12 protein-coding genes are annotated in these 21,577 nt (G+C 50.6%); 5 read left to right on the top strand and 7 right to left on the bottom strand.

Features of this window, described 5'->3' with window-relative positions; genetic code table 11:
- The first annotated feature begins 55 nt into the window (after positions 1-55).
- From metH to HUU10_05635, 4 genes are all read left to right on the top strand, one after another.
- Positions 56-3,736, top strand: a complete 3,681-nt coding sequence (metH, locus tag HUU10_05650; GenBank protein ID NUQ81078.1) for a methionine synthase — start codon at positions 56-58, stop codon at positions 3,734-3,736.
- An 83-nt stretch (positions 3,737-3,819) separates the two neighbouring features.
- A complete protein-coding gene (locus HUU10_05645; GenBank protein ID NUQ81077.1) occupies positions 3,820-7,473 on the top strand; it encodes a response regulator in 3,654 nt (1,217 codons plus the stop codon).
- Positions 7,474-7,484: 11 nt separating this feature from the next.
- Positions 7,485-10,847, top strand: coding sequence for a GHKL domain-containing protein (locus HUU10_05640; protein NUQ81076.1), 3,363 nt, complete (start codon positions 7,485-7,487; stop codon positions 10,845-10,847).
- Positions 10,848-10,859: 12 nt separating this feature from the next.
- A complete protein-coding gene (locus HUU10_05635) occupies positions 10,860-12,110 on the top strand; it encodes a response regulator (GenBank protein NUQ81075.1) in 1,251 nt (416 codons plus the stop codon).
- Positions 12,111-12,168: 58 nt separating this feature from the next.
- On the opposite strand, the gene HUU10_05630 is transcribed toward HUU10_05635, so the two are convergent.
- Genes HUU10_05630 through HUU10_05615 form a run of 4 tightly spaced genes read right to left on the bottom strand, consistent with a single transcriptional unit; the run spans position 12,169 to position 15,802 of the window.
- Entirely contained in the window at positions 12,169-13,809 is a 1,641-nt protein-coding gene (locus tag HUU10_05630; protein NUQ81074.1) for an NADPH-dependent assimilatory sulfite reductase hemoprotein subunit, read from the bottom strand.
- Positions 13,802-14,383 (bottom strand): bifunctional precorrin-2 dehydrogenase/sirohydrochlorin ferrochelatase, encoded by a 582-nt coding sequence (locus HUU10_05625; protein ID NUQ81073.1) that lies wholly within the window; start codon positions 14,381-14,383, stop codon positions 13,802-13,804. The genes HUU10_05630 and HUU10_05625 overlap by 8 nt, the downstream gene beginning before the upstream one ends.
- On the bottom strand, positions 14,361-15,137 hold the full coding sequence (gene cobA, locus HUU10_05620; GenBank protein ID NUQ81072.1) for a uroporphyrinogen-III C-methyltransferase: 777 nt from the start codon (positions 15,135-15,137) through the stop codon (positions 14,361-14,363). The genes HUU10_05625 and cobA overlap by 23 nt, the downstream gene beginning before the upstream one ends.
- Entirely contained in the window at positions 15,134-15,802 is a 669-nt protein-coding gene (locus tag HUU10_05615; protein NUQ81071.1) for a phosphoadenylyl-sulfate reductase, read from the bottom strand. The genes cobA and HUU10_05615 overlap by 4 nt, the downstream gene beginning before the upstream one ends.
- Between HUU10_05615 and HUU10_05610 the strand changes: the two genes are divergently transcribed.
- Positions 15,796-15,996 (top strand): hypothetical protein, encoded by a 201-nt coding sequence (locus tag HUU10_05610; GenBank protein NUQ81070.1) that lies wholly within the window; start codon positions 15,796-15,798, stop codon positions 15,994-15,996. The genes HUU10_05615 and HUU10_05610 overlap by 7 nt on opposite strands.
- A gap of 267 nt (positions 15,997-16,263) precedes the next feature.
- Here HUU10_05610 and HUU10_05605 read toward each other — a convergent pair whose 3' ends face one another.
- From HUU10_05605 to HUU10_05595, 3 genes are all read right to left on the bottom strand, one after another.
- Positions 16,264-17,493, bottom strand: coding sequence for an MFS transporter (locus tag HUU10_05605; protein ID NUQ81069.1), 1,230 nt, complete (start codon positions 17,491-17,493; stop codon positions 16,264-16,266).
- A gap of 77 nt (positions 17,494-17,570) precedes the next feature.
- Complete coding sequence (locus HUU10_05600) at positions 17,571-18,278, bottom strand: YebC/PmpR family DNA-binding transcriptional regulator (GenBank protein NUQ81068.1); 708 nt, start codon at positions 18,276-18,278, stop codon at positions 17,571-17,573.
- Between the two features lie 136 nt (positions 18,279-18,414).
- Positions 18,415-21,567: a T9SS type A sorting domain-containing protein gene (locus HUU10_05595; protein NUQ81067.1), complete on the bottom strand. Its 3,153-nt coding sequence runs from the start codon at positions 21,565-21,567 to the stop codon at positions 18,415-18,417.
- Between the last annotated feature and the right edge of the window lie 10 nt (positions 21,568-21,577).

Genomic DNA, 21,577 nt, shown 5'->3' with positions numbered 1-21,577 from the left:
TTAGCTTTACACATTACGTGAAAATAAAGATTGGCAGAGAGACTTGGCATTACTGATTAAACATCCGATTACTGACCTGTTATCCACCCGTATCCTTCTTCTGGACGGAGCCATGGGAACCATGATTCAGCGGTTTCATCTGCAGGAACCCGACTTCAGGGGAGATCGCCTTCTGGACCATCCGCACCCGCTGAAAGGTAACAATGACTTGCTGGCTATCACCCGGCCCGATGTGATTTTTGATATTCACTGCCAGTATCTGGAAGCCGGATCGGACCTGATTGAAACCAATACCTTCAACGCCAACCGTTTATCACAGGCAGACTATCATCTGGAACATCTGGTTTATGAAATAAACCTGGAAGCTGCCCGGCTGGCCGTAAAAGCCTGCCGCGAATTTACGACCCGTACGCCGGAAAAGCCAAGATTCGCCGCCGGAGCCCTCGGACCCACCAACCGGACACTGACCCTGTCACCCGATGTAAACGACCCTGGTTTCCGGGCAGTCAGTTTCGATCAGGTTTATGAAGCCTACCGTGAACAAACCAGGGGTCTTCTCGATGGCGGCGTGGACATCCTGCTGATAGAAACGATTTTCGATACACTGAATGCAAAAGCGGCCATCATGGCGGTTGAAGATGAATGTGAAGCCAGACAACTGAACATTCCCGTCATGATCAGCGGAACCATTGTTGATGCCAGCGGACGAACGCTTTCCGGACAGACCCCCGAAGCCATGCTGACCTCGGTTCTGCATACCCGGAACCTTGTGTCGGTTGGTCTGAATTGTGCCTTGGGTGCCCGGCAGATGCGTCCGTTTCTGGAGGAACTGTCCAATGCCTGTCCGGTCTTTGTTTCTGTCTACCCAAATGCAGGACTTCCCAATGCGTTTGGCGGTTATGATGAAACTCCGGACATGATGGCTTGCGATGTCGAGGATTTTGCCCGATCAGGTTACGCCAATATTGTCGGAGGGTGCTGCGGAACCACCCCTGATCACATCAGACACATGGCTGACCATATCAGAAACCTGAAGCCCCGGATGCTGCCCGCTTTACCTCCCTATCTGCGTCTTTCGGGACTGGAACCCCTTGTTATTCGTCCGGAAACCAACTTTGTCAATGTGGGTGAACGGACGAACGTTTCGGGTTCGCGGAAATTTGCGAAGCTGATTCTGGCCGGTGCCTATGATGAAGCGCTGGCCATCGCACGACAGCAGGTGGAAGCCGGCGCCCAGATTATCGATATCAACCTGGATGAAGGCATGCTCGATTCTGAAGCTGCCATGGAACGGTTTATCAAACTGCTGGCCGCAGAACCCGATATAGCCAGAGTTCCCGTCATGATCGACTCTTCAAAATGGTCGGTGATTGAAGCAGGGCTGAAATATCTTCAGGGAAAATCCATTGTGAATTCCATCAGTCTGAAGGAAGGCGAAGAAGCATTCAGACACCATGCCCGACTCGTCAGAAAATACGGGGCCAGTGTGATTGTCATGGCTTTTGATGAACAGGGACAGGCAGATACCTTCGAGCGCCGGATTGCCATCTGTGAACGGGCTTACCGCATCCTCGTAAATGATATCGGGTTCCCGCCTCAGGACATCATTTTCGACCCGAACATCCTGACGGTGGCAACCGGGATGGAGGAACACAATAACTACGCCATTGATTTTATCAGGGCCACCGAGTGGATTAAGAAAAACCTTCCACTTGCCAAAGTCAGCGGTGGGGTTAGTAACATCTCCTTCTCTTTCCGGGGCAATGACCGGGTCCGGGAAGCCATGCACTCCGCCTTTCTTTTTCATGCCATCCGGGCCGGAATGGATATGGGGATTGTGAATGCAGGGCAGCTCGAGGTATATGAATCGATCCCGGACGATTTGCTCAGCCATGTTGAAGATGTGATCCTGAACCGCCGGCCCGATGCCACCGAACGGCTTATCCGGCTGGCCGATTCCCTGAAATCCACCGATAAACAGGAAAAGGCTGCTGATGAATGGCGTTTGTTGCCCGTTGAAGACCGGCTGAAGCATGCGCTTGTTAAAGGCATCGTAGAATATATTGATGAGGACACAGCCGAAGCCTTTTCTAAAACGGGGGACCCGCTGTCGGTGATTGAAGGTCCGCTCATGGATGGGATGAATCACGTGGGTGATTTGTTTGGTGCCGGAAAAATGTTCCTACCCCAGGTAGTAAAAAGTGCGCGGGTGATGAAAAAATCGGTTGCGTGGCTGATTCCTCACATTGAAGAACAGAAAAAGAACCAGGTGGCTGCCCGTGCCCGTGCGAAAGTATTACTTGCAACCGTCAAGGGTGATGTGCATGACATCGGAAAAAACATTGTGGCAGTGGTTCTGGGGTGCAACAATTTTGACATCATTGATCTGGGGGTCATGGTCCCCTCTGACAAGATTCTGGCTGCAGCAAAAGAACATCAGGTGGATGTGATTGGATTAAGCGGACTGATCACCCCGTCGCTCGATGAAATGGTTCATGTTGCCTCCGAATTGAAACGGCAGGGATTCCGTCAGCCGCTTCTGATCGGAGGAGCCACGACGTCACGTATTCATACCGCTGTCAAGATTGCGCCTGTTTATGATCAGCCGGTCATTCATGTGCTCGATGCCTCGCGCAGCGTCCCGGTGGTCAATTCTCTTACCACTCCCGACCTGAAAGCTGAATTGGTTACAGGGATTCAGGCCGAGTATGAAGAACTGCGGAAAAGACATCAGAACCGTCAGAACGACCGGCAGGTGGTAAGTATTGAGACCGCCCGGGCCAATAAACCGGCTCTGAACTGGAGCGGGTATCATCCTCCGGTTCCCAAAAAACCCGGTATCACCGTCTTAAAGAATTATCCCCTTTCTGATCTGAGATCCTTTATCGACTGGACTCCCTTTTTTCAGGCCTGGGAACTGGCAGGAAAATATCCTGCTATACTCACAGATCCTGTGGTTGGCAAAGAGGCTTCCCAATTGTTTTCTGATGCCAACGAACTGCTGGATACCATCATCAGCCGCCAGCTTCTGAAAGCCGATGGGGTGGCAGGTCTTTATCCTGCCAATTCGGAAGGAGATGATGTGGTGGTTTGGAAGGATACCGACAGAAAGGAACCCTTTGTTCGATTCAGAATGCTCAGACAGCAGGGAGAAAAGACCGGTGGGAATGCGAATAAATCCCTTGCCGACTTTATTGCCCCGGTACAGTCTGGTCTGGTTGACTATCTGGGTGGCTTTGCCGTCACTGCCGGACACGGATTGGACGCTCTGGTCAGATCTTTCGAAGAGAAACATGATGATTACCGCGCTATTCTGGCCAAATCTCTTGCCGACCGGCTTGCCGAGGCCTTCGCTGAACGACTTCATCAGCTGATCAGGACCGACTATTGGGGCTATGCGGCCGGCGAGTCGCTTTCTGGCGAGGACCTGATCCGTGAAAAGTATGTGGGAATCCGGCCTGCCCCCGGCTATCCTGCCTGCCCTGACCATACGGAAAAACCGGTCATCTGGCAATGGCTCGATGTAAAAAAATATACCGGAATCAGTCTGACCGAATCAATGGCCATGTATCCGGCCGCCTCGGTTTCCGGCTGGTATTTTTCCCATCCGGAGGCCGACTACTTTGCCATTGGAAAAATCGGGAACGATCAGGTTACAGATTATGCAGCCAGAAAAGGGCTTTCCCTTGCCGAAACCGAAAAATGGCTCGCACCGGTCCTTTCCTACAACCCCTGATCGTGGGAAAAATCATTTTGATTCGGAAGGTAATTCCATTAAATTCTGGTTATCTGAATACCCACAAGCAGAATGTAAACTGAATGCGATTTTTGCTATCCATCGTTGTTGCAGGCCTGTTCTTCTCCAATGGTTACACTGGAGTCGGCTCTCCGGCTGATTGGAAAAACCGGATTGAAAAGTGGTCGATCCGCAATGGGCTCAGTCAGAATTCTGCAAACCGGATTGTCATGGATCGCCAGGGATTTCTCTGGATCGCCACCCAGGATGGGTTGAACCGGTTTGACGGATACTCTTTCCGTGTATACAGGCCCGACCCTGAAGACAGTCTGAGTCTCGATGATGGTTTCATATTCGACATGAAACCTGACAGGAACGGTCAGATCTGGATGCTGACCTCTCAAGGTATCAATCAATTTAATCCGGTCACGGAAAAGGTCACCCGCTGGAACTGGTTACTGAATCAGGATTCCACCTTTGTTCCCACTCACCTGACTTTCCTGATGCCTGTCACCGGGAACCGGGTGCTGATAGGGGCCACAGACCGCCTGTACGAGATCAATACCCAAAACCGAACCCTTCGGGTATTCACCCATTCACCTCAGGATAAATCCGGACTTCCTGCCATTCGCCCCACAGCGGTTCTGGTAGACCAATCCGACCGGATCTGGGTGGCCACCAATCGCGGTCTTTCATTGTTCGATCCTGCAAACGGACAATTCCGGTTATTCAACGGGCAATCGTCTTCTGGAACAGGACCTGTTTTTTCAGGCCGGATCTACGGATTGCTGCAGGATTCAAACGGAAAAATCTGGGTTATGACCTCCACCGGACTGAAATGGTTTGATTCAACCACCGGGTTATATCATACCACATCGGTACTCCGCAAAAGTGAAGACGAGCCTACTTTCGTAGAAATGGTCGAAGGTCATGATGGAAACCTCTGGATCGGGACTTATGGAAATGGTGTTCTGGTCTACAATCCCATCACCAATCAGGTGGTTGGTCATCTGAAGGGAGGAAGTACGGATCACTTCCTGTCTTCTGATTTTATCAATTCAATTTTTCATGACCAGGCTGGAATGATCTGGATCGGAACTGATGGTTACGGACTGAATAAAACTGATTCAAGGCCGACCCGGTTTTATTCTATTTCAAAACGAACCCATCCACTGGGAGATCCGGTGACCATGGCAGTCCTGCGTGACAAGAATGTCGTCTGGCAGGGTTCCTATGGGGGTGGTTTGGCCCGTGTGAATTTAACCACCGGTACAACCGATCTGTACCGGGCCGGATCGGGTCATTTCCTGGCACCCAACACCGACCGGATCATGGCCGTGGCCATTGATTCAGCCGGATGGTTATGGGTGGGCACAGACAATGCCGGTTTATCGGTTCATAATCTTTCCACCGGTGAGGTAATCAGGTTTCGCCCGACGGATAAGGGTCCCACCCAATTTCCCGCCTTTGGCGTTTACCGGTTTTACAGTGACCGCGACCAGCGATGGCTGGTGGCAACCAGTGACGGAGTCTATCATTACAACCGGCAGGAACGTCGCTTCAGCAGATTTGGGCCTGTTCCTAAAAACCAGTTGGTGGTCAACAGCCTGCTGCAGGCCTCGGATGGATCCTATTATTATTGCACCGATTTCGGACTGATCCGCTTTTCTACGCCAGATAGCAATTCCTACATCCGCTACCTCAGTGATTCCGGTAATCCGGCCTCACTCAGCCATAATACCATCAACGATATTCATGAGGATTTCAAAGGACGCATCTGGATTGCCACATCACGTGGACTCACGCTGTTTTTACCACAGAACCAGACGTTTGTCAGGTATTTCGATAAATCTGGACTTCCATCCTCTTTTATCTATGGGGTGCTGCCCGACCGTAACGGAAATCTCTGGATGAGTACCAACAGTGGTCTGGTCCGGTTTCATCCCGATGCAGACAAGCTTCAGTCCCTGCGGTTCTTTGATGAAGCCGACGGAATACTCTCCAATGAGTTTAACCAGGGTGCCTTCTATTTTCATGAGAGCACTCAGTCGATGTACTTCGGCGGACTGGAAGGTATCTCCTGGTTTTATCCACTGGATATCACCGACAACCCGAATCCACCCCGGGTTGCGATCACCTCAGCCCGGATACTGGATCAGCCGGTCAACCTGCTTCCCTACCAGCTTTCCGGAGAAACACTTGCCATTGATTCCCGCGATTACTTCTTCAGCATCGAGTTTTCTGCGCTTGATTTTGTGAATCCGTCCCGAAACAATTACATGTATAAACTGGAAGGATTCGATAAAGATTGGGTCATGCTGGGTAACCGGCGGTTTGTCACTTTCACCAACCTCGATGCCGGATCTTACAGTCTTCAGATCCGTGCCTCCAATGCCGATGGGGTATGGAATGAAACCGGAACAGCCCTTCTGATTGAGATTGTCCCTCCTTTTTACAAAACCCGTTGGTTTATCGGACTGGTTGTACTGCTGATAATCGGATTGGTCGTTTCCTGGGTCCGTTACCGCGCAGCTCAACTTCAGAAACGAAACGTGGAACTCGAAAGTCTGGTCGAAGCCCGTACGGCTGAACTGAAACTCAGCCAGGAGCAGTTGATCCATACTGAAAAAATGAGGGTGGTCGGGCAATTAGCCAGCGGGATTGCCCATGACATCAATAATGTTCTTTCGATTATTCTCGGTTCTGCCAACCTGCTTAACAAAAAGCACAAGGATCCGGAACTGAACCGTCAGCTGACCGTAATTGAGAAGGCCTCCATGGATGGCGCTTACATTATCAGTCAGTTGCAGGAATTCAGCCGGCAGACCGCCGATGACCGTGTTGCAGCCGTTGAGATCAATTCATTGCTCGATGATGTCATGGATATGACCCAGTACCGAATGAATGAACGGCGAAAAAAGGAATCCATTCAGATTTCTTTTAACCGGCATCTGGTCTCACCTTCCCCCAGGATTTATGGGAATCAGGCCGAATTACGGGCCTCATTCACCAATCTGATTCTCAACGCCATAGATGCTTACCGCACCGATGGAACCATAACCATCCGGACCAGCCAACCAACCGATACGGAAGTGGAAGTCAGAATTCTGGACGACGCCATCGGAATGGACGAGGCCACCGTCAGGAAAATATTTGAGCCATTTTTCACCACAAAAGGCGTAAAAGGATCCGGATTGGGACTTTCACAGGTTTTCGGTGCAGTAAGCCGTCATCGCGGAACCATTGATGTTAAAAGTCAACCCGGTATTGGCACCGAGTTTGTCATTCGGTTCCCTGCCTACACTCAGGGCGAAGAACCGATATCAGCCCCACCGCCCGAACCAATTGTAAAAAAAGGATTTAAGGGACAGATTCTGATCATTGAAGACGAAGCAGATATCCGGAATATTTATCATGAAGTCCTCACTGATCTTGGTATTGAGGGGTATTATGCCCCAACCGGAGAGGAGGGCCTGACCCTTTGGAATCTCCACAGGCCCGGAATCAGTCTGATCATTTCTGACATTGGATTGCCTGGAATGAGTGGATGGGATTTTATTGCAGAAATTCGGAAAGAACAAACCGCCATCCCAATTCTGGTTGTAACCGGTTGGGGTAATGAAATCTCATCCAGACAAATTGAGGCCATGAAGGTGAATAAGGTGATTTCGAAACCATTCACCATTGGTCAACTGATTAAAGAAATTCAGGCCTTCATTAAACCGGAAACCCATTAGCCGGAGATTCATTGATTTTCAACCGGCTCCTCCTTCTGCTTTTCATTGCGGCTCTGCTCCCGACCGCGGGATCTGCTCAACTGCAGGAACCACCCCTGACCGTCTATTCTGTTGAATCGGGTCTGTCACAAAATTCGGTCAATGATATCTGTCAGGATACGACCGGTTTTATCTGGATGGCCACTCAGGATGGTCTCAACCGTTACGATGGCTACCGTTTTCAAACCCTCAGACGCGAGTTTGCCAACACCTTTTCCCTTCCAAACAATCACATCAGATGTTTGTTAACCGACCCGCAAAACCGGATTTGGGTGGGAACCTTTGGCGGAGGAATCGGTCTGATTGCCGGCCGTTCCGATTCGGTCAGACGGTTAACCATCCAGAATGGCAGAAATGAGCCACCATCAGACGAATTTATCAACACACTGATTCAACTGAATGATACCACCATTCTGGCGGGAACCAGGCATCATGGTTTAGTCAGATGGGATACACGCACCTTACTTCCCTCCCCGATCAGTTTTCTGCCCGGACAGTCGGTGACGTTTCTGGAAAAACTCCCGGGCGGGCAGGTATTGGTATCCACAGAAAAACGCGGAATCTGGAAATATGATCCTGTCACCGGACTGAATAAACGGATCTGGCCAGGCCCCGGTCAGCAGACCGGAGAAGCTGCACCGGTCAACACCTCCCTGCTTGTCCAGAATGACCTGCTTCTTATTGGAACTGAATCCGGATTAATTCTGCTCAATCCGGAAACCGGACTCCCGCATCCGACCCCACACCCGCTAAGAATCACTGACCTTGCAGCAGCCAGGATTTCGGTTTTATACAGGGACAGCCGGAACCGTATTTGGGTTGGAACCAACGGGACCGGGCTGTACCGGTTGTCGCCGGTCAACCAGCAATTGCATCATTTTACACCCCGGACCAATGATCCATCGACCATCAATGATCAGCATATCAGAGATATTCTTGAGGATAGCCGGGGAAACATCTGGATCGGGACCTACTCGGGCGGGGTAAGCAAAATCAGTGAATCGGCCATCCGCTTTGCCCATTACCGTGATCAATCGACACATAACAATTCGGTGGTTTCGATTTTTGCCAATCGGGAAAGCGGAAAAATCTGGGCGGGAACCTTTGGTGATGGTCTGATGGAAATCGATACACGGGCCAATACGATCCGTCGATTGTATCCTTCTGCCGCAACGCCTTCTTCAGAAATTCTGGCCCTATCCCAGCTACCTGACAAGAATTCACTTCTTTTAGGCACATACGATGGATTGTATGTTTATCATTTTCCGTCTGCCCGTATTCTTCCCGGCACTGCCTTTCACCCCGCTGCCGGACTGCTGAAAGGTAAGCGAATCCGGTCAATTGCCACCGATAAACAGGGAACTACCTGGGTCACAGCCTTTGGAAGCGGATTGTACGCATTCCAACAGGGGTCAAAGACAGTGACACGTTATTCGACCGGTTCGGTTGACCATCCCTTTCCGACGGATGACCTCATCACCATTCTGGCCAGCCGGCAGGGTGAGTTATGGATTGGAACTTATGGACATGGACTGATCAGAATGCGTCCCGGAACGCCCTTCCTGCACCGGTATATGGCAAGTGAGGAACAACATTCACTCAACAGTAATTTTATTCTGGGACTTCATGAGGATAGTTACGGTCGTATCTGGATCGGAACCCGGGATGGTTTGAATTATTTCGACCCGGCTGCTGATCGGTTTTATCAGTTCAGACAGAGCGATGGACTTTCCAATAATATTACTTATGGTATCCTCAGCGACTCACGGAAACGGATCTGGGTCAGCACGAATTCGGGACTTACCCTGCTCAGTCCGACCGATACCGGTTTTGTTCTGACCAATTTCGATGTCAGTGATGGGCTTCAAAGCCGGGAATTCAATACAGGAGCCTATTTCAGTACCGGAAACTGGTTTCTCTTCGGTGGAATCAATGGAATTAACCTGTTCGATCCTGCCACTTTCACAGGCAACCCTGAACCAGCCCGATTGGTTCTGACTTCATTAACTGTAGGACGATCGTCCCAGCCACTTCCCCGTCTTTCACCAGTTGAAATCAGACTTCCCGCCGGGACCAATGACTTTTCAGTGGAGTTTTCGCTGCTCGAGTTTATCAATGCAGATAAAAACCGTTTCAGGTATCAGCTGAAGGGATATGATGCCGGATGGATTCCCGCCGGCAACCGGCGTTTTTTGTCATATACCAACCTTACTCCCGGCCAGTACGAGCTTCAGATTCAGGGAACCGACATCCACGGAACGTGGTATCAACCCGGACTGACGGTGCCGGTTTCTGTCGATACACCCATCTGGAGATCCCCGATGGCTTATCTGATTTATCTGGCCCTTGCAGGAATTTCCATTTATGGTTTTGTCATTCTGTGGGGAAAACGTCTGGAACATGAGAACCGGGTCCTGGAAGAACGGATCAGGGAAAAAACCGCTGAACTTCAGAACCGGACCATTGAACTTTCTGAAAGTTATGAACAGCTGCGGTTGTCACAGGCACACCTGATTCAATCAGAAAAGATGGCCTCACTGGGAACGCTCGTCGCCGGCGTGGCACATGAAATCAATAACCCGGTCAATTTTATCTCTTCATCCATCGAACCACTGCGCAAAGATGTGGAAGACCTCAGGCAATACATGGAAAGCCTTGAAGTCCTGTACCAGTTAATGCGTGAAACCGGCCCGGATTCTGAACGGAAGCAAAGGATCGCCCAGGCTGTGAGCGAAATTGAAACCCTCGATCGGCGGGTCAACCCACAGGAACTGTTCGAAGAACTGAATGTCCTGCTGCTTGGTATTGAGTCGGGAACACAGCGGACGGCCGAAATCGTGAAAAGTCTCCGGAATTTTTCCCGCAGTGATTCAAGAGACAAGAAAATATATGACATTCACGAGGGACTTGAATCAACCATCCGAATTCTGGGCAAGGAAATTGAACGGGGTAAGATTGAACTGGTCCGGTTTTACGGGAACATCGAAACCATCTCCTGCTTCCCCGGTCAGCTGAACCAGGTTTTCATGAATTTACTGATGAACGCAATCCAGGCGCTTGAAGGTCGCCCCGATGGCCGGATTGAAATTACCACCAACGATACCCCATCTACCGTTGTGATCACCATTCAGGACAACGGTCCCGGTATTGAAAAAGCCATACAAAACCGTATTTTTGATCCGTTCTTTACGACCAAGGAAGTGGGTAAAGGAACCGGGATGGGGCTTTCGATCACTTATTCGATCATTAAGAACCACAATGGTACCATTCAGGTGGTTTCAGAACCAGGCAGGGGAACTGGTTTTGTTATTTCACTTCCCAAACACAGCGAGTAACCAGACACCTACATGCAGGACGGCAAATACACGATCCTTTACGTTGACGATGAAGAATTCAACCTGACCTCTTTTAAGGCCATTTTCCGTCGGGATTACATCGTTCACACAGCCACCTCGGGACGGATGGGAATTGAGTTACTCAGACAACATGAGATTGATCTGATCATTACCGACCAGCGAATGCCGGATATGACCGGCGTGGAGTTCCTGGAATCCATTGCTGAAGAGTACATGTTTGTCCGCCGGATCATCATTACCGGGTTTTCTGATATTGAAGCCATTATCCGGGCGATCAATAAAGGCAATATCTACCGTTACATCACCAAACCCTGGGATGTCAACGACCTGAAAATCACCATTCAGAATGCGCTGAATGCCTACCGGACCGACCGTCAGAACCGGGAACTGGCCATCGAACTGCAGAAAAAGTTAAACCGGATCGAAGAGTTGACGGCCGAACAGATCCGGATGCAGGAAGAAAAGTTCAAGCAGGATGCTGAGCGAAAAATTCTGGAAGCAGAAAGTCTGAAACTGAAGGAAATTCAGAAAATCAGGGAAGAAGTCTCGAACATGATTGTGCATGACCTCAAAAATCCGCTTGGATTGGTGATTGGTTATGCCAAAATGGCCGAGGAACAACTTGCAAAACCGGAAATTGATACCAAAAGCCTGACTCAGTTCACCAGAAGCATCCAACAGGCTGGCAACAACATGCTTACCCTGGTTCTCAACATTCTGGATGTTTACCGTTTCGAAAACGGCACCCCCAAACTACAGGTTTCACCGGTAACCATGAGTGATCTGATTGATCATGTCATCGACCGGATCGGTTTTGGGCTTGAAAAGAAAAATATGACCCTGATCCGGGAATTTGATCCGGCCATCACCCTTCCGATCGATAAGGAACTGATTACCCGGGTGTTCATCAATCTGTTATCCAACTCGCTGAAATACAGCAGCAGAGATAAACGGATCTGGATCGGAGCACGGACCGAAGGAACCAGTACAGTTCTTTATGTGAAAGATGAAGGTGCTGGTATTCCAGAAGATAAGATCAAGGATCTTTTCGGAAAATTCAGCCAGATCAATCAGAAGGACGATGTACAGGGCGTCAAGTCATCGGGGATCGGATTGACCTTTGTAAAATTCGCTGTGGAAGCGCATGGCGGTACCGTCTGGGCAGAATCTAAGGAAGGTGAAGGGGCCGCCTTTTTCTTCCGGCTTCCCTCGGTTAGGGAAGAAGAAATCCCTGCAAACTGACAGGCGCAATTGACAGGAAAGGGCCTTCAGCTTCCCTTTCCTGAATCCTTCCAGCCTATCACCACTCTCCTTGCCTTACCACCCAATCACCGAATGACTCTCCGGCCTGACGATTGTCAGCAAAACGTGTAAACAACTCCGTAAAAAACGGTTTAAATAAAGACTGATCGAGCCCAGGGTGAATAACGGTGGTCAACCGGTCACCACCCGGCGACCCGCCGGCGTGGATTTCATACTTCGTTCCGCTGCGTCCGACAAAGGCCAGTTCGGCCGTATACGGCCGGGCACATCCATTGGGACACCCGGTCATCCGGGTCACCACCGGGAGGGATTCCAGGCCAACCTGTTTCGCAATGCCTTCCAGTTCAGTGATAATATCAGGAAAAACCCGTTCAGCTTCACTGATGGCCAATCCGCAGGTTGGTAACGCCGGACATGCCATGGATTGAAGTCTCAGCGGTGCAATGGTGTCGGGAAGACGAATGCCATGATCAGCTAAAATAACTTCCACCACCTTCTGCTGGGCAGGTGTCACATCCCGTATCTGCAGATCCTGAGTGGCAGTAATCCTGAAAGAACATGAGAGGGTCGTTGCTATGGTTTTCAGGGCTGTTTTCAGCCGGAAATCACCTGAATCGTGAATACGGCCATTTTCAACGAACAATCCCAGCGTAAACAATCCGTTTCCCTGGGGCGTCCATCCAAACCAGGAACGGAACTGCCACGGTGGCAAAGTAACCGCATTACGGAACAGGAAACCGCCTGTTTTTTCGGTCTGAGAGCGGAACCAGTCGACGCCCTTGTTGTGCAGAACATATTTCAGGCGGGACAGTTTTCTGTTTTCACGGTTACCATGATCCCGCTGGACCATCACCATTGCTTCAACCGCCTTCAGAACCAGATCGGGGGACACCCTTCCGACCGGGTCTGCCAGTCGGGGAAAGGTATCTTCATTGTTGTGGGTTTTACCCAATCCCCCACCCGCATATAACTGATAGTCCGTGATGGTATCACCATTGGTGATGGCTACGATGCCGATATCGTGAGTGAGGATATCGATGCTGTTATCACCGGTTCTGGTGATTCCAATCTTGAATTTCCGGGGCAGATAGGTTTTTCCGTAGATGGGCTCTTCCAGTTCACCCGACTGAGGTTCTTCATCCAGCCAGATTTCGTGGTATGCTCTCGATTTGGGAGTCAGGTGGTTGGCAATCCGGATGGCGAGGGCCTGCAGTTCACGATTCACCGGGTTGTCGGCCGGATCCGGGGTGACCACCACGTTTCGATTCACATCTCCGCAGGCCGAAATGGTTGAAAGCAGTGCATGGTTTATCGCCTGAATAACCGGTTTTACATCTCCTTTAAGCACCCCATGGACCTGAAATGCCTCCCGGGTGGTAAGCCGAAGGGTTCCGTTTCCGAACCGGTCAGCAATGTCATCGTGGGCCAGGTACTGTTCCCGGGTAATTACTCCTCCCGGAATTCTGGACCTGAGCATGAATGAATAGGCTGGTAACTCGCCTTTTTGTTTCAGGTCGCGGCGAAGGTCACGGTCATCCTGCTGATACATGCCATGAAACTTCAGCAACTGATAGGTTTCATCGGTGACATTCGGGACCCCATTGGTCATTTCGTCGACAATGTTACCACGCAGACCGTTGCTGGACCGTTTTAATTCTTCAACATTTACCTTACTCATGAACCCACTCCGCCTTTTTTAATTCCTCAAACCGGGCTGTGAACCATTCTGCACGCTGGCCGGGAGTCCACCCCTTCTCCTTCATCTGATCCCTGATCATTTTCAGGGACTCCAGAAACACCGCTTCATCGGGCGGTATCTGTTCATCCAATTCTTTCCGGATCCATTTCAGTAAGGATGGCGCATCACCACTGCTCGACAGTGCGAGCGTGAACGATCCGCGACGGATGACCGCCCCATTGTACCAATCGCACAGATCGGGCTGATCGGCCACATTCACGGGGATTTTTTTCCTTCGTGCCTCCTGAAAGACCTGCCCGTTAACCACCGGATCATCGGTGGCCGCAATCACCAGGGTGGTCTCATCCGGAAAATGGCCATTGAACGATTCTTTCTTCCAGATACCCTTCAGTTTGAGACAGAGGTCCAGCGCCTCGGGATGTATATCGGGGCAGATGACCAGCAGTCGGGCACCTGTGCCGGATAGACCGTTCAGTTTTTCGATGGCCAGTTTTCCACCACCCACCAGAACCACCAACCGGCCTTCCAGTTTATAGAAAATGGGATACAGCATGCGATACCTCTCCCGGGACCGGTAATTGGAAATGAAGGGAAACCGTTCGGCCCACGAGCAGAAGTCCGGGCTGATCGGGATCCGGATTCAGGTTTTCAGCCGATTTCAGCTCAGCGATCTGAACAGTCTGGGACGGCCCTCCTGCATCGGAAACCCAGGCAACCGGCATGGATCCTTCCATTCCTGCATCAAGCAAGGCAGCGATGATAACCCGGAACCGGTCACGGGCCATGAAAAACACGAGTGTTTCTTCCGAGCGGGACAGGTCTCCTGCATTCAGCCGGCTCAGAGAACCAGGATCGCCCGACAGCACCCTGAAGCCAGTGGCTATTCCCCGGTGGGTAAGCGGAATGCCTGCAGAGGCCGCACATACCTGAAGCGAGGAAACACCGGGAATGATTTCCACCGGAACGCCTGCCTCCAGCAAGGCCAGTGCCTCCTCACCTCCACGGCCAAATATCATCGGATCTCCCCCTTTCAGCCTGATAACCACTTTGCCTGATCTGGCATGGTGAATCAGTCTCCGGTTGATCTCTTCCTGTGACATGGAATGCCGGCCGGCCAGTTTTCCCGAGTAAATCAGTTCAGTATACGGCCGGGCCTCCTCAAGCAATTCAGAAGGCAGCAATGCATCGTATAAAATGACATCGGCTGCCCGGATGGCCTGCCAGGCCCTGATGGTGATCAGATCGGGACTTCCGATGCCGGCACCCGTCAGATACACAGTTCCGGGAATAAACGATTTGGTTTTCATATATGCAGACCACACTCCTGTTTTAACCCCTTCCACCTTCCTGAACGATCCTCTCCCGGACCGGCCACGTGCGTACATGGTTCACACCCCAGGCTGGTGAATCCTTTGTAAAAGAGCGGATGAACGGGTAACTGATGCTCATTGATATAATCCCAGACCTGTTTGGATGTCCAGTCGAGAATGGGGTGGATTTTAAACTGACCGCGTGAATTGAGAACCGCAAATCCGAGACCGGCACGGTTCTGAGTCTGATTCGACCGGATACCGCTCAGCCAGGCCGAAAATCCTTTCAACCAGTCATCCATGGGATCGACTTTGTTTACTTTGCAGCAACCTTCATGGTCGGTATCCCATGGTTTATCACCGGCCTTCTTTTCAAATTCCGCCCGAGATATGGAAGGTCTGATAATTTGAAGGTTCAGCGATAACCGGCTGGCCAGTTCATCGCGGAATGAAAGGGTCTCGGTGAAATGATAGCCGGTATCGAGGAAGCCAACGGGAATATCGGGAATCTGACGGGTAACCAAATGAAGGAAGGCAGCACTGAAGGGACCGAAAGCCGATGAAACTGCCAATTCGCTGTGGGGAATCACCGAGGCAGCCAGTGCTATTCGTTCATTCGCATTCAGGGGGCCGAGCCGGGTATCAAGTTGTTCGGGTGACATGGTTTATTCTGTTTTCTTTTCTGGTTGATGCGGACATACAAAGTCGGTTTCATGACGGGTTCAACCGTGAAATCAACAACAACAACACAGAGAAGAAACAGAAAGAACAGGAAAGCGGATGGCGGGACCGACGGCAACAAAGTCTGAAATGGCAAGGCGTGGGCTGGAGTGTGTCAAACGGCACCTATCCGTAGATTATTCTGAATATTTAATTTCTACGGACAATTATACGACCAAAACCCCTTACCTGTCAACCGCAGACTATTTCGTACTAAGCCACTTTTTCAGGCAGTGTTACCACTTTTATTCTGATCATACGTGATATATGTGAATATTATCCGCCTGTAAACAGAAATGGCAGTTATTGCTACATCAAGGACTTTGTTTTAAAAAATAAAGAAGGAAAACACCGGACCCCGGGAAAAAACATGCAAACAGGGACCATCCTGGTTCAGATTGATCTACAAATCCAATTTCCGGAGTTTTTTGGCTTTCACGGCAGTTACCCCCACCACAATCAGTGTCATGATTCCACCAAAAACCACCGAGGGAATCACACCGAGCAACCGGGCGGCCACACCCGATTCGAATGCTCCGATTTCATTGGACGATCCGATAAAAACGGAGTTAATTGCCGACACTCTTCCTTTCATGGATCCGGGTGTATAAACCTGCATGATGGTTGCACGGATAACCACACTGACTCCATCAAACACCCCGCTAAGAATCAAAAGCGCTACCGACAACCAAAACCAGGTTGAAAAAGCAAATCCGATCATGGTAAGACCGAATCCCGCCACACAGACCAACAGCCAGCGACCAGCTCCGCGTCCCGGCGGAAATCTGGCCATGATCAGGGCCACAATGGCGGATCCAATGGCAGGTGAAGCCCTAAGAATCCCCAATCCTTCCGGACCCACCTGCAGAATTTCATTGGCAAAAATGGGCAGCAACGCCACGGCCCCTCCGAATAAAACGGCAAACAGGTCAAGGGACATGGCTGCGATCAGCACATCCTTGTTCCAGACGAATTTTAGTCCGGCGGTCAGACCAGAAAACAGGGACTCCCCTTCTGTTTGAACCGGCTTTGGTTTCGCATGAATGAGCAGGATGGCCGAAAATCCGCAGAGGATGGATGCAGCAACAAGAAGATAGGAACCGGTGAAGTGCAGGATAAGGAAGATAAATCCAGCCAGGGCCGGTCCACCCACGGCTGCCAATTGCCAGATTGTGGTACTCCAGGCGGCGGCGCGGCCCAGCAATTGCTGAGGAACAATTTCGGCCATCAGACCAAACATTGCGGGGCCGGTCAGTCCGCGGGCCAGACCGGTCAGACCGATGATCAGATACAGGGGGACAACACTGTTACCTGTCGCTTCCCTGACGGATGGGAACGAATAAATGACAAAACCAACCGAAGAGAGAAACAGCACCGTATACCCGATGATCACAATCCGGTGGCGGACCTGATGATCGGCGATGTAGCCGGCAACCAGGGCAATTCCAATGGCCGGAATGGCTTCTGCAAGGCCTGAAAGGCCGAGTGACAAGGGGTCTCGGGTCATTTCATAAATCTGCCATCCAAGGATCACAGCCTGAATCTGAATGGCCAGGGTGATGAGGAAACGGGCAGTCAGAAAAAATCTGAATTCGGGTAACGAGAGGGGGTTGGCGGGAATGGTGGGGTTCATGTAACAAAGATGGCGAACGAATGGTATAAACAAAAAAGGGGCTTTTTAGGCCCCTTTTTAAATATCTTGGCTGGCAATTATTTCAGGTTGTGATAAACCGCCTGAACGTCATCGTCCCCTTCCAGGTTTTCCACAATTTCCAGAATCTCATTTTCCTGTTGTTCATTCAAAGAAACCGTGGTCTGCGGAATTCGTTGAAGTTCAGCGCTGATCACCTCGATTTTCCGTTCTTCGAGTGCCTTTTGCATGGTACTGAAGTCATGAAAAGAGGTGTAGATGATCACCTTTTCCTCATCAGTCATGAGTTCTTCCAATCCGAAGTCGATGAGTTCGAGTTCCAGTTCATCCAGGTTATGTCCGGCTGCATGGATGGTGAAGACACCTTTGCGTGAGAAAATGAAATCGAGAGCACCGCTGGTTGCAAGCGATCCGCCCGCACGGTTCAGGTGCATTCTTACATTCGCAACAGTCCGGGTTGGATTGTCGGTGGCTGTTTCGACAAAAATGGCCACGCCGTGTGGGGCGTATGCTTCATAATTCACTTCCTGCAGATCGGCCGTATCCTTCGCTACAGCCCGCTTGATGGCAGCTTCCACCCGGTCCTTTGGCATGTTGACGCTTTTTGCGTTCTGAATGGCCATGCGAAGCCGCGGATTGGTGGCCGGATCGGGTCCGCCCAGTTTAACCGCGATAACGATTTCTTTTCCAATTTTAGTAAATGCTTTGGCCATCCGGTCAAAGCGGGCAAACATTTTATGTTTCCGTTTTTCGAAAATACGTCCCATGAGTTCAGTACCTGTGTAAATAAAAAGTACGGCAAAAATCCCGAATGATGGTTCGGGAATCAACTAAAATCGGGATTGATTGAAATAAAAACGGGCCGGAGCTCCGACCCGTTCCTCAACAGGTGACTGACCGGTCTTATTTCAGCAACATCAGTTTCCGGCGGTCGCTCTGGGTTCCCTGCCGCAGTTCAATCAGGTACATTCCGGTCGGAAGTGACCCGGCCTGAATACGACATTCATGATTACCTGCCGGAAGAATCTGATCAAAAACGACCCGGACGGGTTGACCAAGCAGGTTATAAAGTATCAGCCGGGTCCTTCCGCCAGATTTCAGATAGAATGGAATGGTGGTTTCAGGATTAAACGGATTCGGGTAGTTTTGCCCGAGAACCAACTGCTGAGGTTGCCCGGGCCGGTCACCGACCGTGGTATACATCTCACCGGAAAAAGCATCCACAACAATTACCGTATCTTTTTCGGCGCCCTCCAGCACCACGAACCACCAGGTCTTCCCTTCTGGCACCTGAATGTCCATGATGGATCCACTAACCAGGATGGCCGATGCATGTTCAATTTCAAAACTGATCGGGTGAGTTTCCAGATATTGCTCGAACTGATCGGCCAGTTTGGATAGAGGAATCCAGCCGGGAGGAATGGCCGGATAGGTTGCCACCAGTTCAACGGCATCTTTGAACACAGGCGGATTGATAGGAATGGCTACCGGACCGGCCATAAAGCAAAGAAACTGTTCACTGGTCAGCGGAGACCGGGTCAGGTAGGCCCAGACGGTTGCAACAGGTCCTTCTGCCAGGTCGGCATAGATAGCCACCAGTTCCAGATCATAATTGATCCGGATGGGTGATCCCTGCCAGGCCCGTAATCCCACGGCATCGGACCCGGATAATAGCGCTTTATCCAGTGGGGTTCCGGTTTTTGCATCCAGCAGAAGAATCATATCCTCAATATCCTCAGTACCAAGTTCGGCCGGATCCTCAATGGCCGGATTGGTTACCACCATCCAGACGGGTGATTCATTCAGGGTAATCAATGCCAGCTTCATAATTTCGTCCGCGCTGATCTCGTAGTCCGTTTCCAGCAATTCCAGTAACTCGCCTGATTCCATCCATTCCCCCAAAAGAGTATCATTTTCTGCCACGGCCGACTCATCGAGATTAACGGGCACTGTCATCATCGATTCACCAGAAACCAGAACCCTGAATCCATCGGGTGTTCCAGCCCGCATGAACTGATAACTCCAGCCCAGAGCCTTGCCATCGGGATGGATGGTTGAGATCGATTCGATACTGTAGAGAACTGCATCGGATGACCATAACTGTGCACTGTCCATGGCATCGGATCGTTTATCGGTGCTGGCGATAAATGGATCATGCCGGATCACACCTGTTTTTGAATTGATGAAGAAAGTAAATCCCGGAAAAATCGGATTGATCTGGCTGGATGGTGTGCGTTGGGAATTTTCGGTAAGGTCGTAACTGAAAATCCAGTACTGATTCCGATCCACCGGGAAAAACCGGTTTTCCACCACCAGAGAGGCATATCGGGTAAAACCATACTCGGGCAACGGACCATTTTCAGATTCATAGAAAGCATCGGCAATCATGGTCACCACATCGGAATTCAACCATTCCTCTTCCAGTTGGGCTTTCTGATGAACCAGCCAGGGTGTCCACGGGAAAAATTCGAGGGGTAGATTGATGCTGAGGGTTCCCATGCAGAAATACACCCGGTGAACATGATCGACCGGATCCCAGGTGACAATTCCCCAGTTCATGCAGGTTCCGTCATCTTTTAACCCTGGTGCAAATACCGACACAGGATACTCGGGAATCTCAAGAATGGCCCGTTCAGCTTCAAATTCCTGAAAGACCTCGGATGCAGTTACTGCCTTTTCCGACAGAAGGTTTCCGGTCAGGGCACCAGCTATCCAGGAATCCCGATCCATCCACTCATCTGAGGAAGAATCCAATTGACTGGCTTTAAACATCCAGAGCGTTTTGGAAACCTGGGCTCGTTCCAGATAGGCCTGCTGGTCTTCAGGAAAAGGCAGATGACCGGGTTGGACCGATTCAGCCAGCAATTCGCCAAGGGCCGGGAAGAGAAACCCGGATTCCGTTTTCGGCACCAATCCGCCAAAGAAAAAGCCCACCAGCTGACAACGGTAACGGATCGGTTCATCCGGATTATAATTCTCCCCGCTCCTGAAATCGGCATCTACTGCCGGCATCAGGTCTTCACTGTTTTTCCAGGCCGGATGAATGGCTGACTGAAAGAAATACTCCAGTTCCTCTTCCCCCATGTCCATGGCCAGGTTGGTACGGTAAGCCAGCTGACTTCCCATGTAAATCAGGGACAACACTTCTTTTTTTGCCGAATCGCCATACAGATAATACCACATACCGGCTTCCCCTTTTTCATCACAGGGCATGACAGAAGCAACTAACATCAGCTGGGACTGATCGGACCATTCCGAGGCAACTGTGGCTGCCGGGGTACGGGAAACCGATGTGCCGGTTTTTATCATTGAGAGAAAAGTGCCATTAACCGTTTGAGAACCCGGATTCTGAACCGCAAGCCAGGTTGGAATGCCATCCTGATCGGTGTCGTGAATATATAAACGGTCTCCCTCCTCTGGTGATATCTCACCGTTGCCATCCAGGTCTTCAAAAGCAAGGAGATAGTAAACCCCATCGGGGATGTGGTTCATTTCAAAGGAACCATCAGACTCATCAATCAGACTTCCCCGCACATAGGTCGTATAGGAATTTATATCGGTCAGAAACAGATCCTGGGATTGATGAAAAATCAGAACCCAGCTCATTTTTCCGGGAGTACGTCCGGAGATCGTCCCCGAAATGGTCGAAGCAGGAAGGGCCGGGCCAGTCGTGAAGAGAACTGTGAGCGGTGTCAGATTCTGACCGTGGATGCTCATGGCATTCCAGATTCTCAGGTCATAGACAGTAGCAGTCTGCAGAGAAAGCTGAAGGGTAAGCGTCTTCTGGTCCTCAGAAAGTCCCCAGCTGAGAATGGGTGAACCTTCCCCTTCGTATCCCTGGAACCAGAGTGAGACCCAGTCGAGCGGAGAGTGAGTGGATTCATTCTCGTATTTAGTCAGATCGGGCACATCAGAAAAGGTCAGAGTCAGCGTTGTGTTTACCGGAACGTCGACCGCCTTGTCCCCGATCGAAGAAGAAACCGTAAACGGAACCTGTGCCTGGCCCGAAACGGTTATCAGCATCAGAACAATCAAAAAAAGGGCACACTTTTTCATGATGACCTCC

It is taken from the genome of Bacteroidota bacterium, from assembly GCA_013360915.1.
Lineage (GTDB): Bacteria > Bacteroidota > JABWAT01 > JABWAT01 > JABWAT01 > JABWAT01.
This window is presented reverse-complemented; position numbering and strand designations above follow the sequence as displayed.

What these genes read in the sequence shown, in the direction of transcription:
- HUU10_05645 (NUQ81077.1), top strand. Translation starts at nt 3,820, where the DNA reads ATGCGATTTTTGCTATCCATCGTTGTTGCAGGCCTGTTCTTCTCCAAT.
- HUU10_05625 (NUQ81073.1), bottom strand. Translation starts at nt 14,383, where the DNA reads ATGCTGTATCCCATTTTCTATAAACTGGAAGGCCGGTTGGTGGTTCTG.
- HUU10_05600 (NUQ81068.1), bottom strand. Translation starts at nt 18,278, where the DNA reads ATGGGACGTATTTTCGAAAAACGGAAACATAAAATGTTTGCCCGCTTT.
- HUU10_05615 (NUQ81071.1), bottom strand. Translation starts at nt 15,802, where the DNA reads ATGTCACCCGAACAACTTGATACCCGGCTCGGCCCCCTGAATGCGAAT.
- HUU10_05605 (NUQ81069.1), bottom strand. Translation starts at nt 17,493, where the DNA reads ATGAACCCCACCATTCCCGCCAACCCCCTCTCGTTACCCGAATTCAGA.
- cobA (NUQ81072.1), bottom strand. Translation starts at nt 15,137, where the DNA reads ATGAAAACCAAATCGTTTATTCCCGGAACTGTGTATCTGACGGGTGCC.
- HUU10_05595 (NUQ81067.1), bottom strand. Translation starts at nt 21,567, where the DNA reads ATGAAAAAGTGTGCCCTTTTTTTGATTGTTCTGATGCTGATAACCGTT.
- HUU10_05635 (NUQ81075.1), top strand. Translation starts at nt 10,860, where the DNA reads ATGCAGGACGGCAAATACACGATCCTTTACGTTGACGATGAAGAATTC.
- HUU10_05630 (NUQ81074.1), bottom strand. Translation starts at nt 13,809, where the DNA reads ATGAGTAAGGTAAATGTTGAAGAATTAAAACGGTCCAGCAACGGTCTG.